Below are 12642 nucleotides of genomic sequence, written 5' to 3' on the forward strand. Positions count from 1 at the left end.
GCCATCTGGGTCTTGCTGTCGGCGGCCGAGGCGCGGGTGGCGTTGGAGGCGGTCTCGGTGGCCTTGGCGACCGCGGTCGCGGCGGCGGCGGACGCCTTGGTGACCTGCGCGGCCTGCTGGCCGTAGAGCAGGCCGCGGCCGCGCGGCTGCCCGGCGTTGTCGGCGATGGCGTACGCGGCCTGCTGGGCGGTGTCGGCCTTGGCGGCCTGCGCCCGCGCGTCCTGCGCGGCCCGCGACGCCACGAACAGCTCGCCCAGCGCCATCGCCTGCGCCTTGACGATATCCGCCTTCACTTTCGCAAAGACACTCGCGTCTGGGTAGTCCAGACCGGCACTCTGCGGGGTCTGCTTCAGCCAGTAGGCCTGCCAGTCCGCCAGGCGACTGGCGATGATCGACTGCCCCAGCGATTCGCCGAGGGCCTGGGTGGCGACCTGGAGGTCGGCGTTGGCGGCTGCCTCGGCGCCCAGGATGGTGTCGCGCTGCGTCTTCTGGCCGTTGATCTCGGCCTGCCACTCGGTGGAGGCGGTGACGAGTTCGGCGTCCAGCACATGGTGCGGGTCCGGTGGGTTCTCGGTGCTGCACGACGCGAACCGCGCCTTCAGCGCCTCCACGTCCAGCCGGAACTCCATGGTGTCCGGGGCCGGCGCGGTGGTCGGGAAACCGCCGTTCTGCAGGAAGATCCGCGCGTCATCGGCGTACATCGGGTGCATGAACGTCATGTCGTCCAGCGCCCGCAGGTCGTCGTAGTCCCGCGACTCGTCGGTGTAGCGGGCCTTCGCGATCGCGTTGACCGCGTCCACCGACTCCTTACTCGCCAACGGCGTCTGATCGATATCGAAAAGGTCGCCGCCGGTCTGCCAGAACTGGTCGGCTATCCAACCCGACAGACCCGTAGCGTTGAACGGATTCTGGGCGTCGGTGATCCAGCCGAAGGTAGTGGGGTTGTACGGCGGCGGCTCAATGACGTTGAGGGATTTCTCCCACTCTTTGTGACGGTCGTTGAGCTCATCGAGCTTCGCCAACGAACGACTCTTGTCGCTGGTGTATGCGCCGTCCAGCGGCGGCTTGACGTCATGGCTGAAATCGGTGTCGGCGGCGGCCAGCAGATCGGCGTCCGACCCATTGAAGCCGGTCCGGGCCACGGCCTTCAGGGCTTGTCCGCCCTTGCGCTGTACTGTCGTCAGCGTGCATTGCGCGGCGCGGATCTTGGCGGCGGCGTCCAGGTCGTAGTCACCGGTCGTGTCGGTGGCCACCGGCGCGGTATTGGCCGCGGCCACCGTGGCGGAACCCGCCATCAGGACGGCCGTTGCCGTCGCCACCGCGGTCGCGGACAGCACCCGCGACCATCTCCCCCTGCGGCGCGGGCCGCGGGCCAGGTCAGAAGAACGCATTGAACCCCGCCCATCCGCTCGTGCCGATCTGCACCCGCGCCGCGAACGGCGCCGACGCCTTGCCCGTGCCCTTGAACAGCCACAGCGCGCCCGCGCTGTCCGAGGCGATCAGATCCGGCTTGCCGTCCCCGTCGTTGTCACCGGTGGACACCAGCGTCTTGTACGCGTTCCAGCCCGTGCCCACTGTGACCCGGGTGCCGAGGATCGCGTTGGCCGTCACACTGCCCGTGCCCGGGTACAGGTAGAGCGTCCCCGCCGGCGTACGCGCCAGCAGATCGTTCTTCCCGTCCCCGGTGTAATCGCCGTAACCCGCCAGCACATCCATACCGCTCCAGCCCGTACCCGCCTGGACGCGGGTGAGGAAGGTGCCGTCGGTCTTGCCCTGGTAGAGCCACAGGGCGCCCGCGGTGTCCCGCGCAATGACGTCGGGCTGGGCGGCGCCGCCCATGTTCCCGGGGGACATCAGCAGATTGAACTGGTCCCAGCCGGTGCCGATGAGCTTGGTCTCGGTGCCGCGCTCGGCGGTGTAGTAGAGCGCGTTGTTCATCCGGAGGTAGAGATCCTGCGCGCCGCCGTTGCCGGAGAGCGGCATCCGGAACAGGGCGGTCGCGGTGGAGTATCCGGTGCCCAGGTCGGCATACGGCTGGAAGCCGCCGGTGCCCTTGGGCTCGTACGCGCGCAGCTGTCCCGAGGTGGTGCGGGCGAACAGCGGCAGCATCGGCGCGGAGCCGGCCACCGTACGGACGTCGGCGCCGCCGGCCGCGCCATGGGACCTGAACGGGGCGGCCGGGGCGGACGCGTCGGACGACGCGCTCGACGCGGCGGAATGGTCCGCGTGCGCGCTCGGCGCGATCACGGCGGCGAGCGCGGCCAGTGCCGCGGCCGCCGACCAGCCCGCGGTCCGCAGCGCCACCCGGCGCACGGACCGTCTGAGAGTGAAGCTCATCTGCGAGGAACCCCCACACACAACGCACTTGTGCGCGCACGCGTGAAGGCATGCCAAACCGTCCTGCTATCCCCCCACGGATGGCACACGCCCGTCCGGTGGACGGGCACAGTGACTATAGGTCGGCAGTGGGTTTCCTGTGAAGATCCACAACGCGGGGGACACCGCGCTGACCTGGAACGTTCGGGTATACCCGAACGACCGGCCGGGGCGGGTCGAGCGGTGGGTCAGTGGTCCTCGCCGGTGGCCTGGCGGGCGGCCTCGGCGCGGGCGAAGGCGGCGTCCACGGCCGCGTCCTCCTTGGCCTTGTTGGCCCCGCCCTGGTTCTTGATGATCGTCACGATGACGGCGATGAAGAGGATCGCCATCACCAGCGGCGGCACGATCGCGGATACGTAGTCCATGCCGTCCAGCGTAGCCACGGCCCCGGCGGCCCCCGCGCCGGGGCATGGCCGGCGGCCGGCCGGGGTAGGTCCGGGGCCGGCCGGGGACAGGACCGGGAGGGCGCGGGCGAGGGAAGGGCGGCGTCGATGGCGGCGCGGGGCGAGGCGGGGATCGGTGAGTTCCTTGACGGGCTGTCGCCGCGGACCGTGGGGGTGCTGGCCGAGGCGGGCTTCGAGATGGGGCTGCTGCGGCACCTGGGCAGGACCGACGAGGGCGCCCGCCAGGTGCGGCACATCGTCGGGCAGTTCGGCCGGGTGCCCTGGTGGCACCGCGCCGCGCACCGGATACGGCGGGGCTTCGGCGCGCTCGCGGCGGGCGCGGGGACACCGGCCGGGACCGGGCGGGTGGCCGCGTACTGGTCGGCCGCGCTGCTCTGCGCGGTCCTCGGCCTGGCGGCCACGCTCACCGCGTCCGTCCTGGTCGCGCGGGTGCTGGGGCTCGCGGTGGCGGGGGCGGTGTGGATCGTGCTGGTCGTGCTGCTGCTGATGGCGCCCGGCACCCGGGGCCGGGAGGCCGCCGTCCTGGTGGCGCTCGGCGCGTCCGCGGTGCTGCTGTTCACCGCGTTCCTGAACGCGCCGGAGTGGTATCTCGCCGCCCGCGGCCGTCAGGTCACCGCCACCGTCGTCGCGCCGCTGCGCGGCTGGTCGCACGGCAGCCCCGCCACCTACTGCCGGGTGCGGCTGCCCGGCGGCGCGGTGCGCCGGGTGGACCGCAACGACCGGACCTGCGCCTCGGAGGAGGGCAGGTCCGTGACCGTCGTCTACGACCCGGGCGGCCGGCTCGACCCGGTGCTCGGCGACAGGGCGTCGCTGGGCCGGATCAGCCGCCCGATCGCGGCCGGCGCGGGTTTCGTGCTGTTCGGTACGGCGACGGCCGCGGTCCTGGCCACCGGCCGCCGCGGTCGCGGACGCTGAGGGCGTCGGACGATACGGGCGGGCGGCGGCGTCCGGGGTCGGGCAGAACGGGCCGCGGGGCCAGCCGTCAGGCCGAGCGGGCCGCCGGTCCGAACGGCCTCGGGGCCCTCGGGGCCGCAGGGCCGCCGGTCCGCCGGACCGCAGGGCCGAATCGCCCCTCGGGCCGGCTGTCAGGCTGAGCGGGCCTCGCCGGGGGGCTTGGGGGCGGCGGGCTTGCGGTGCGGGGGCCAGATCTCGGCGGGCGTCGGCGGGCGCTTGGGGGCGGCGGGCGCGGGAGAGCCGGGACCCGCGGGGGACGCGGGCGCGGGCGACGGAGCCGGGGCCGGCTTCTTCTCGGCCGGCTCGGCGGCGGCCGATTCCGCTGCGGTACGGGCGCCCGGCAGCGTGAGCAGGCGGCGCGACGTGGTCATATGGGCCTCCAGACGGAGTCGTACGTCGTTCTCTGCGAGGATTTCGCAGCGGCGCAGCAATGCCGTACGCCTGCGGTGCTCCGGGCTCGCGCACGGCAGGGCGCGCAGGCCGCGCAGCGCGGCCAGGTCGTCGGCGCCGGGGACGTAGCCGGTGGCGAGCGCGGCGGTGAGGCGTTCCAGATAGCCGCCCGCGGCGCCGGGCAGCGCCTGCCGGTACCGGCCCAGCTCGTCCAGCAGGAACGACCGCAGCCGGCCGGCCTCGGCGGCCGCCTCGTCGACGGCGTCCACCAGCCGGAGGTACTCCCGCACGTGCTCGGCCGGGCGCGGGGCGAACCCGGAGTCTGCGGCGGCCTGGCCCGAGTAGAGGGCTTCCGCCAGGGCGCGGCGCAGCACGCGCAGTTCGTCCGCGCTGAACGCCATGCCGCCTCGGTTTCCGTGTGGCGTGGGCATAGCGAAAGATTAGTCTTTAACCGGACAAATCACCCGTAACCGCGTACTCCCGGGTGCGTCGCGCCCGCACCCGGGAGATCGACGCGAAGCCCTACGACGTCTGCACGTTCCGCTCGTAGACCAGCCGCAGCCCGATCAGCGTCAGCCACGGCTCGTGCTCGTCGATGATCGACGCCTCGCCCAGCACCAGCGGCGCCAGGCCGCCGGTGGCGATCACGGTCACGTCGTCCGGGTCGTCGGCCAGCTCGCGGGCCATCCGCTCGGCGATCCCGTCGGCCTGGCCGGCGAAACCGTAGAGGATGCCCGACTGCATCGCCTCGATGGTGTTCTTGCCGATGACGCTGCGCGGCCGGGCCAGCTCGATCTTGCGCAGCTGCGCGCCGCGCACCCCGAGCGCGTCCACCGAGATCTCGATGCCGGGCGCGATCGCCCCGCCCAGGTACTCCCCGCGCGCCGACACCGCGTCGAAGGTGGTCGCCGTGCCGAAGTCCACGACGATGCACGGGCCGCCGTAGAGATGCACGGCGGCAAGGGAGTTGATGATCCGGTCGGAGCCGACCTCCTTGGGGTGGTCGACCAGGATCGGCACCCCCGTCTTGACGCCCGGCTCGACCAGGATCGACGGGACGTCGCCGTAGTAGCGGCGGGTCACCTCGCGCAGCTCGTGCAGCACCGACGGCACCGTCGAGCAGATCGCGATGCCGTCGATGCCGTCGCCCAGGTCGCCGAGGAGCGGATGCATGCCCATCAGACCCTGGAGCAGCACCGCCAGTTCGTCGGCGGTACGGCGCGGGTCGGTGGAGATCCGCCAGTGCTCGACGATCTCCTCCCCGTCGAACAGCCCGAGGACGGTGTGGGTGTTGCCGACGTCAATGGTGAGCAGCATCGCCCGCTACCCCTACGCTTCCGCTCGCAGATCCAGGCCGATGTCCAGGATCGGGGAGGAGTGGGTGAGCCCGCCCACCGACAGAAAGTCCACGCCGGTCTCGGCGTAGGCGCGGGCGCTGTCCAGGGTGAGCCGGCCCGAGGACTCCAGGATCGCGCGCCCGGCGACCAGCGCGACGGCCTCCGCGGTCTCCTCGGGCGTGAAGTTGTCCAGCAGGATCAGGTCGGCGCCCGCGTCCAGCACCTCGCGGACCTGGTGCATCGTGTCGACCTCGACCTCGATCGCCAGGTCCGGGAATTCGTCGCGGACCAGCTTGAACGCCTGCGCGACACCGCCCGCCGCGACCACGTGGTTGTCCTTGACCAGAGCCGCGTCCGACAGCGACATCCGGTGGTTGACGCCGCCGCCGCAGCGCACCGCGTACTTCTCCAGCATCCGCAGGCCCGGCGTCGTCTTGCGGGTGTCGCGGACCTTGGCCTTCGTGCCCTCCAGCACGTCGGCCCAGGCGCGGGTGGCGGTCGCGATGCCGGACAGCCGGCACAGCAGATTGAGCGCGCTGCGCTCGGCGGTCAGCAGGTCGCGGGTGCGGGTGCGTACGGTGAGCAGCTTCTGCCCGGCCGCGACCCGGTCGCCGTCCTCCACGTGCCGCTCGACCTCGAACTCGTCGGTGCACACCACCGACAGCACCGCCTCGGTGACCCGCAGGCCCGCGACGGTGCCCGCCTCGCGGGCGGTGAAGTCACCGGTGGAGAAGGCGTCCTCGGGCACGGTCGCCACCGTGGTGACGTCCACGCCCTGGTCGAGATCCTCCTCGATCGCCAGGTGCGCGACGTCCTCGACCTGGATCGGGTCGAGGCCCGCGTCCATCAGCAGCTGCGCCAGGTCCGGGTCGAGCCCGCACTCCAGCGGGTCGAGGCCGTACGCGTCGTCGTGTCCGTCGCCGCAGCCGCAGCCGTCACCGCAGCCGCCGCCCGCGGTCTCGCTCGGCGGGCCGATCTGCGGCAGCGGGAGGGCGACGGGCCCGGGGCGGTCGGGGGTGCTCACAAGGACTCCTTCGGGACGGCGTGCGAGGCGGTGCGGTCGGGCGCGGGACCGTGCGACGCGGGACCGTACGGCGCCGCCCCATCATCCACGATCGGGGCGGTGTCCCGGTCCCCGCCCCGGGTCGGGGGGAAGTCCGCGCTCTCGGTGGTGCGGACCTCCAGGGTGCGGTGCGGGGTCAGCCGGACCACCAGATGCCGGCCCCACCGCTGGTCGTCGCGGTCGGGCCGGTCCTCGCGCCAGTGGCAGCCGCGGGTCTCCTCGCGGCGCCGGGCGGCGGCCACCAGCACCCGGGCGACCAGCGCGAGGTTGGTCGCCTCCCAGGTCTCCACGCACGGCTCCGCGGTCTTGCCGTCCCGGTCGTACGCCTCGACGGACGCGGTGCGCAGCCGTTCCAGCGCGCCCGCGGCCGTCGCCAGGCTCTCGGCGCTGCGCAGCACGCCCGCGCCCGCCGTCATGATCCGCTGCACCTCGTAGCGCGCCTCGGACGCCAGCAGCGGGGCGGGCGCGGGCTCGGGGATCACCGGCTCGCCCGGGGCCGCCGGTTCCGCGGCGATGTCGGCGGCGATCCGCTCGGCGAAGACCAGGCCCTCAAGCAGCGAGTTGGAGGCGAGGCGGTTGGCGCCGTGCACGCCGGTGCAGGCGACCTCACCGCACGCGTACAGGCCCGGCACGGTCGTACGGCCGCGCAGGTCGGTACGGACGCCGCCGGAGGCGTAGTGCGCGGCGGGCGCGACCGGGACGGGCTGCGTCACCGGGTCGATGCCGTGCGCCCGGCAGGCGGCCAGGATCGTGGGGAAGCGGCGCTCCCACATGGCGGCGCCGAAGTGCCGGCCGTCCAGGAACATGTGCTCGGTGCCGGTCTCCTGCATCCGCCGGGTGATCGCCTTGGCGACGATGTCGCGCGGCGCCAGCTCGGCCAGTTCGTGCCGGCCGACCATGAAGCGGACCCCGTCGGCGTCCACCAGATGCGCGCCCTCGCCGCGGACGGCCTCCGACACCAGCGGCTGCTGGCCCTCGGCGTCCGGGCCCAGCCACAGCACGGTGGGGTGGAACTGCACGAATTCCAGGTCGCTGACCTCGGCCCCGGCGCGCAGCGCCAGGGCCACGCCGTCGCCGGTGGACACGTGCGGATTGGTGGTCGCGGAGAACACCTGGCCCATGCCGCCGGTGGCCAGCACCACCGCCCGGGCGCGTACGGCGCCGACGCCGTCGCGCCGGCCCTCGCCCATCACATGCAGCGTGACGCCCGCGGCACGGCCCTCGGCGTCCGTCAGCAGGTCGAGCACCAGGGCGTTCTCGACGAACTCGATACGGGCCGCCCTGACCGCCTCGATCAGGGCGCGGGAGACCTCGGCGCCGGTCGCGTCGCCGCCGGCGTGCACGATGCGGTTGCGGTGGTGGCCGCCCTCGCGGCCCAGCAGGATCTCGCCGCTGTCCTCGTCGGCGTCGAAATGCGCGCCGGTCGTGATCAGCCGGCGCACCGCGCCCGGACCCTCGGTGACCAGGGCCCGTACGGCCGGCTCGTCGCACAGGCCCGCGCCCGCGACCAGGGTGTCGGCCAGGTGCTGCTCGGGGGTGTCGCCCTCGCCGAGGGCGGCGGCTATGCCGCCCTGCGCCCAGCGCGTGGAGCCGTCGTCGAGCTGCGCCTTGGTCACCACGGTGACCTTCGCGCCCGCGGCGGCGCAGCGCAGCGCCACGGTCAGCCCGGCGACGCCGGAACCGACCACGACCACGTCGGAGGTCAGCGTCCAGCCGGGCGCGGGGGCGTACAGGCGCGGACCGCTGCCCGTACCTCGGTTTCCGTTCATTCGGGGGCTCCGAACTCCAGCGGGATGTTGTCGATCAGCCGGGTCGTGCCGACCTTCGCGGCGACGGCCAGGACCGCGGGGCCGGTGTGGCCGGGCGGGGCGTCGGTGAAGTCGGCCGGGTCGATGAGGGCGAGGTAGTCGACGGCGAGGCCGTCGGCGGCCTCCAGGACCCGCCCGGCCGCCTTCCGTACGGCGTCCGGTCCGCCGGCCACCGCGTCGCGGCCCGCGAACAGGGCACGGGACAGGGCGAGGGCGTGACCGCGGTCCTGCTCGCTCAGGTAGCGGTTGCGGCTGGACAGGGCGAGGCGGTCGGCCTCGCGGACGGTGGGGACGCCGATGATCTCGACCGGGAAGTTCAGGTCGGTGGCCATGCGGCGGATCAGGGCGAGCTGCTGGGCGTCCTTCTCGCCGAAGAAGGCGGCCTCCGGACGCGTGAGGTGCAGCAGCTTCGCCACGACGGTGAGCATGCCGTCGAAGTGGCCGGGGCGGGCCGCGCCCTCGTAGCGCTCGCCCATCGGGCCCGCGGAGATCCGCACCTGCGGCTGCCCGCCGGGGTAGACCTCGTCGGCGGACGGGGCGAAGACGCGGTCGGCGCCGGCCTGTTCGGCGAGCTTCAGGTCGGCGTCGAGGGTGCGGGGGTAGCGGTCGAGGTCCTCGTTCGGGCCGAACTGGAGGGGGTTGACGAAGACGGTGACGGTGACGGTGCCGCGTGTGCCGTCGCCCGCTCCGGCGCCGCCGCCCGCTCCGGTGCGGTCCGCGTGGGCGCGGGCGGCGCGGATCAGGGCGGCGTGGCCCTCGTGCAGCGCGCCCATCGTCATCACGACGGCGGTCGCCGGGGGCAGGTCCGCGGCGGTGTGCACCAGCTCGGTCACGGGGTTCCTCCGTCGGCTCGGCCGGCTCCGTCGGCGAGGGCGCCCAGCAGCGCCTCGGCGAACTCCGGCTTCAGCATTCCGTTGGCGAGCGCGCGGTCCGCGGTGGCGCGGGCCATCGCCACGTACGAGGCGACCGTCTCCGGCGCGTGCGCGCGCAGTTCGTCCAGGTGGGCGGCGACGGTGCCGGCGTCGCCGCGGGCGACGGGGCCGGTCAGGGCGGTGTCGCCGGAGCGCAGGGCGTTGTCCAGGGCGGCGCCCAGCAGCGGGCCGAGCATCCGGCCCGGCTCGGTGACGCCGGAGGCCCTGAGCAGGTCCATCGACTGGGCGACGAGGGTGACCAGGTGGTTGGCGCCGATCGCGAGGGCCGCGTGGTAGAGGGGACGGGCGGCCTCCTCGATCCACTCGGGCTCGCCGCCCATCTCGATCACGAGGGCCTCGGCGGCCAGCCGGAGCTCGCCGGGGGCGGTGACGCCGAAGGAGCAGCCCGCCAGGCGCTGCACGTCCACGGGGGTGCCGGAGAAGGTCATCACCGGGTGCAGGGCGAGCGGCAGCGCGCCGGCCCGCAGGGCCGGGTCGAGCACGGCGGTGCCGTACCGGCCCGAGGTGTGCACCAGCAGCTGGCCTGGGCGTACGGCGCCGGTCTCGGCCAGGCCCTTCACCAGGCCGGGCAGGGTGTCGTCGGGGACGGTCAGCAGGACGAGGTCGGCTTTCGCCAGGACCGCGGCCGGCTCCATCAGGGGTACGTCGGGAAGCAGCGCCGCCGCTCTTCTGCGGGACGCCTCGGACACGCCGGACGCGGCGACCGGGCGGTGGCCGGCCATCCGCAGCGCCGCCGCCAGTGCCGGGCCGACCCGGCCGGCCCCCACGACCCCCACGCTCAGCCGGGCGGGCCGCCCCTCCGCCTTACCCATCTCGTCCACGCGCACCGAGCCCTTCCGCTCCACTTCTCGTCAATCCTACGCGAATCCCCCTCCGGGGAGGACCCGCCCACTCCCCCCAACCCCGAGACCTCCAGCACACCCCGCCCCCGCGGGAGGGTGCGCACTGCCCGCGCCGGGCCCGCCCCTGCGGGGACCTGAGGCCCGGCGGGCACCGCCGGAGAGCGCCGCGCTGGCGAAGCGCCATCGCGGCGGATGGAGGGTGCGGGCCGCACAGGGGGCCAGGTCCGGGCGCGCGGCCCGAGACCGCGATCCCCGCCCGGGACCCTGGACGGGGCCCCAGCCCTGGTCTCTGGTCCGAGGCCAGCCCCTCGAACCCGCCGCAGCGGCGCTCAGCCACGACGGCGGCACCCGGCGGTGCCGAACCCGGCTCAGGCCCGGCGGGCACCGCCGAATCGCGCCGCGCCAGCGAAGCGCCGTCGCGGCGGACGAAGGGTGCGGGGCCGCACAGGGGCCAAGTCCGGGGCGCAGCCCCGAGACCGCGCCCCGGGGGCTCCGGGGCCCGGGGCCCCGCCCAGGGCCTCGGAGCCCTGGTCCGAGGCCAGCCCCTCGAACCCGCCGCAACGGCGCTCAGCCACAGCGGTGGCACCCGGCGGTGCCGAAAGCACCCCCAGGTCCGGTGGGGGCCGGGGTTATGTGGTGGTCGGGAGCTCCCCGCAGGGGGAGGATCGGGGGATGGGTGATGACACGAAGCGGGAGCGATTGGCAGCGGCGGTCGCGGCGTGCGAACGCGTTCTCACGCGCGGGCCGCAAACGGGCGTCGGGGAGCGGCTGGCACGGCTGGTGGCGGAGGGCGCGGCCGCGTACGACGTGACGGAGCCGGTGGACATCTACGGCGACGGCGTCGTCGCCGCCCTGGAGGACCGCGTCGCGGACCTGCTCGGCACGGAAGCGGCGGCCTTCTTCCCGACGGGCACGATGGCCCAGCAGGTGGCCCTGCGCACCTGGGCGGGCCGGACCGGCAACCCCACGGTGGCGCTGCACCCGCAGGCCCACCCGGAGGTGCACGAGCGGGACGCCGTCAAGGTGGTGAGCGGCCTGCGCACAGTGCACCCGACGACCGCGCCCCGGCTGCCGACCCCGGACGAGGTGCGGGACTTCGAGGAACCGTTCGGCACCCTGATGATCGAGCTGCCGCTCCGCGACCCCGGCTTCGTCCTGCCGACCTGGGACGAGCTGTCCGACACGGTGGCCGCGGCCCGCGAGCGGGACGCGGTCGTGCACTTCGACGGCGCCCGCCTGTGGGAGTGCACCCCGCACTTCGGCCGCCCGCTGCCGGAGATCGCGGGCCTGGCCGACAGCGTCTACGTGAGCTTCTACAAGTCCCTGGAAGGCATCTCGGGCGCCGCCCTGGCCGCCCCCGCCGATGTCGTCGCGGAGGCGAAGACCTGGCGGCACCGCTACGGCGGCCTGCTCTTCCAGCAGTTCCCTGCCGCCCTCGCGGCCCTCGCCGGGCTGCACACCGTCCTGCCGCGGCTGCCCTCGTACGTCGCGCACGCCAAGCCGGTCGCGCGGGCGCTGCGCGAGGGCCTGGCGGAGGCGGGCGTGCCGTGGCTGCGGGTGCACCCGCAGGAGCCGCACACGCACCAGTTCCAGCTGTGGCTGCCGTATCCGGCGGACGTCCTGGACGAGGCGGTGCTGCGGCAGGCCGAGGAGACCGGGACCTCCCTGTTCGGCCGCACCACCTTCCACGAGCCGGGCCTGCCCGGCCTGTCCATGACGGAGGTGACCGTCGCGGGCCCCGCCCTGGAGTGGTCGGAGCAGGACGTCAGGGACGCGGCGGCCGACTTCGCCCGCCGCCTCCCCGGCCTGGAAGCCCTGGAACCCTAGGAGCGGAAACGTCAGCCGCCCGCCCGTACCAGGCCCGTCTCGTACGCCAGTACCACCGCCTGGACGCGGTCGCGCAGGCCCAGCTTGGTGAGGATACGGCCGACGTGCGTCTTGACCGTCGCCTCGGAGAGGACGAGCTTCGCGGCGATCTCGCCGTTGGACAGGCCCTGGGCGACCAGCAGCAGCACCTCGCGCTCGCGGTCGGTGAGCTTGTCGACCTCCCGCCGCTCCGGCGCCGACGAGGACGGCAGCATCGGGGTGAAGCGGTCGAGCAGCCGCCGTGTCGTGCTCGGCGCCACCACCGCGTCACCGCTGTGCACCGCCCGGATCGCGCCGAGCAGCTCGTCCGGCGGCACGTCCTTGAGCATGAAGCCGCTGGCGCCCGCCTTGAGCGCGGCGAACGCGTACTCGTCCAGGTCGAAGGTGGTGAGGATCAGTACGCGCGGGCCCTCGCCGTCCCGGCCGCCCTCTTCGCCGCCGCAGATCTGCCGGGTGGCCTCCACCCCGTCCAGACGGGGCATGCGGACGTCCATCAGCACCACGTCCACCCGGGTGGAGCGGAGCACCTCCAGCGCCTCGGCGCCGTCGCCCGCCTCGGCCACGACCTCCATGTCCGGCTGGGCGGCGAGCACCATCCGGAAACCGGTGCGCAGCAGCACCTGGTCGTCGACGAGCATGACGCGGATCGCCATGAGTCCTGCCTCTCGGT

11 protein-coding genes and 1 pseudogene are annotated in these 12642 nt (G+C 74.3%); 2 read left to right on the forward strand and 10 right to left on the reverse strand.

Going from position 1 to position 12642, the window contains the following annotated elements; genetic code table 11:
• The 3 genes and pseudogenes from BM076_RS29815 to BM076_RS36845 all read right to left on the reverse strand — a co-directional run.
• Window positions 1–1337, reverse strand: a pseudogene (locus tag BM076_RS29815) (hypothetical protein); the annotation flags it as partial.
• A gap of 40 nt (window positions 1338–1377) precedes the next feature.
• The gene (locus BM076_RS29820) at window positions 1378–2337 is read right to left on the reverse strand and encodes an FG-GAP repeat domain-containing protein (protein ID WP_107416999.1); all 960 of its coding nucleotides are present in this window, start codon (window positions 2335–2337) and stop codon (window positions 1378–1380) included.
• Between the two features lie 227 nt (window positions 2338–2564).
• A complete protein-coding gene (locus tag BM076_RS36845; protein WP_177246683.1) occupies window positions 2565–2741 on the reverse strand; it encodes a hypothetical protein in 177 nt (58 codons plus the stop codon).
• Window positions 2742–2867: 126 nt separating this feature from the next.
• Between BM076_RS36845 and BM076_RS29825 the strand changes: the two genes are divergently transcribed.
• Window positions 2868–3695 carry a hypothetical protein gene (locus BM076_RS29825; protein ID WP_093716853.1) on the forward strand — a complete coding sequence of 276 codons (828 nt, stop codon included), beginning with the start codon at window positions 2868–2870 and terminating at the stop codon, window positions 3693–3695.
• A gap of 170 nt (window positions 3696–3865) precedes the next feature.
• Here the strand turns inward: BM076_RS29825 and BM076_RS29830 are convergent, their stop codons facing one another.
• The 6 genes from BM076_RS29830 to BM076_RS29855 all read right to left on the reverse strand — a co-directional run bounded on the left by BM076_RS29830 (window position 3866) and on the right by BM076_RS29855 (window position 10076).
• Window positions 3866–4525 carry a hypothetical protein gene (locus BM076_RS29830; protein ID WP_245796512.1) on the reverse strand — a complete coding sequence of 220 codons (660 nt, stop codon included), beginning with the start codon at window positions 4523–4525 and terminating at the stop codon, window positions 3866–3868.
• A 121-nt stretch (window positions 4526–4646) separates the two neighbouring features.
• Window positions 4647–5441: a type III pantothenate kinase gene (locus tag BM076_RS29835; RefSeq protein WP_093716855.1), complete on the reverse strand. Its 795-nt coding sequence runs from the start codon at window positions 5439–5441 to the stop codon at window positions 4647–4649.
• 12 nt (window positions 5442–5453) lie between these two features.
• Window positions 5454–6485 carry a carboxylating nicotinate-nucleotide diphosphorylase gene (nadC, locus tag BM076_RS29840; protein ID WP_093716856.1) on the reverse strand — a complete coding sequence of 344 codons (1032 nt, stop codon included), beginning with the start codon at window positions 6483–6485 and terminating at the stop codon, window positions 5454–5456.
• Window positions 6482–8293, reverse strand: a complete 1812-nt coding sequence (locus BM076_RS29845; RefSeq protein WP_093716857.1) for an L-aspartate oxidase — start codon at window positions 8291–8293, stop codon at window positions 6482–6484. Before BM076_RS29845 ends, nadC begins: the two co-directional genes overlap by 4 nt.
• The gene (gene panC, locus BM076_RS29850) at window positions 8290–9111 is read right to left on the reverse strand and encodes a pantoate--beta-alanine ligase (protein ID WP_218160131.1); all 822 of its coding nucleotides are present in this window, start codon (window positions 9109–9111) and stop codon (window positions 8290–8292) included. Before panC ends, BM076_RS29845 begins: the two co-directional genes overlap by 4 nt.
• Window positions 9112–9161: 50 nt before the next feature.
• Window positions 9162–10076: a Rossmann-like and DUF2520 domain-containing protein gene (locus BM076_RS29855; protein WP_093716966.1), complete on the reverse strand. Its 915-nt coding sequence runs from the start codon at window positions 10074–10076 to the stop codon at window positions 9162–9164.
• Window positions 10077–10778: 702 nt separating this feature from the next.
• Here BM076_RS29855 and BM076_RS29860 point away from each other — a divergent pair.
• Window positions 10779–11933, forward strand: coding sequence for a threonine aldolase family protein (locus BM076_RS29860; protein WP_093716859.1), 1155 nt, complete (start codon window positions 10779–10781; stop codon window positions 11931–11933).
• Window positions 11934–11944: 11 nt separating this feature from the next.
• Here the strand turns inward: BM076_RS29860 and BM076_RS29865 are convergent, their stop codons facing one another.
• The gene (locus BM076_RS29865; RefSeq protein ID WP_093716860.1) at window positions 11945–12625 is read right to left on the reverse strand and encodes a response regulator; all 681 of its coding nucleotides are present in this window, start codon (window positions 12623–12625) and stop codon (window positions 11945–11947) included.
• Between the last annotated feature and the right edge of the window lie 17 nt (window positions 12626–12642).

The sequence above is a fragment of the Actinacidiphila alni genome, from assembly GCF_900112845.1.
Taxonomy (GTDB): domain Bacteria; phylum Actinomycetota; class Actinomycetes; order Streptomycetales; family Streptomycetaceae; genus Actinacidiphila; species Actinacidiphila alni.

Excerpts from the sequence above, each read along its gene's own strand:
- BM076_RS29830 (WP_245796512.1), bottom strand. The coding sequence starts at position 4,525 with ATGGCGTTCAGCGCGGACGAACTGCGCGTGCTGCGCCGCGCCCTGGCG.
- BM076_RS36845 (WP_177246683.1), bottom strand. The coding sequence starts at position 2,741 with ATGGACTACGTATCCGCGATCGTGCCGCCGCTGGTGATGGCGATCCTC.
- BM076_RS29855 (WP_093716966.1), bottom strand. The coding sequence starts at position 10,076 with ATGGGTAAGGCGGAGGGGCGGCCCGCCCGGCTGAGCGTGGGGGTCGTG.
- BM076_RS29860 (WP_093716859.1), top strand. The coding sequence starts at position 10,779 with ATGGGTGATGACACGAAGCGGGAGCGATTGGCAGCGGCGGTCGCGGCG.
- BM076_RS29845 (WP_093716857.1), bottom strand. The coding sequence starts at position 8,293 with ATGAACGGAAACCGAGGTACGGGCAGCGGTCCGCGCCTGTACGCCCCC.
- BM076_RS29825 (WP_093716853.1), top strand. The coding sequence starts at position 2,868 with ATGGCGGCGCGGGGCGAGGCGGGGATCGGTGAGTTCCTTGACGGGCTG.
- BM076_RS29835 (WP_093716855.1), bottom strand. The coding sequence starts at position 5,441 with ATGCTGCTCACCATTGACGTCGGCAACACCCACACCGTCCTCGGGCTG.
- BM076_RS29865 (WP_093716860.1), bottom strand. The coding sequence starts at position 12,625 with ATGGCGATCCGCGTCATGCTCGTCGACGACCAGGTGCTGCTGCGCACC.
- BM076_RS29820 (WP_107416999.1), bottom strand. The coding sequence starts at position 2,337 with ATGAGCTTCACTCTCAGACGGTCCGTGCGCCGGGTGGCGCTGCGGACC.
- panC (WP_218160131.1), bottom strand. The coding sequence starts at position 9,111 with ATGACGATGGGCGCGCTGCACGAGGGCCACGCCGCCCTGATCCGCGCC.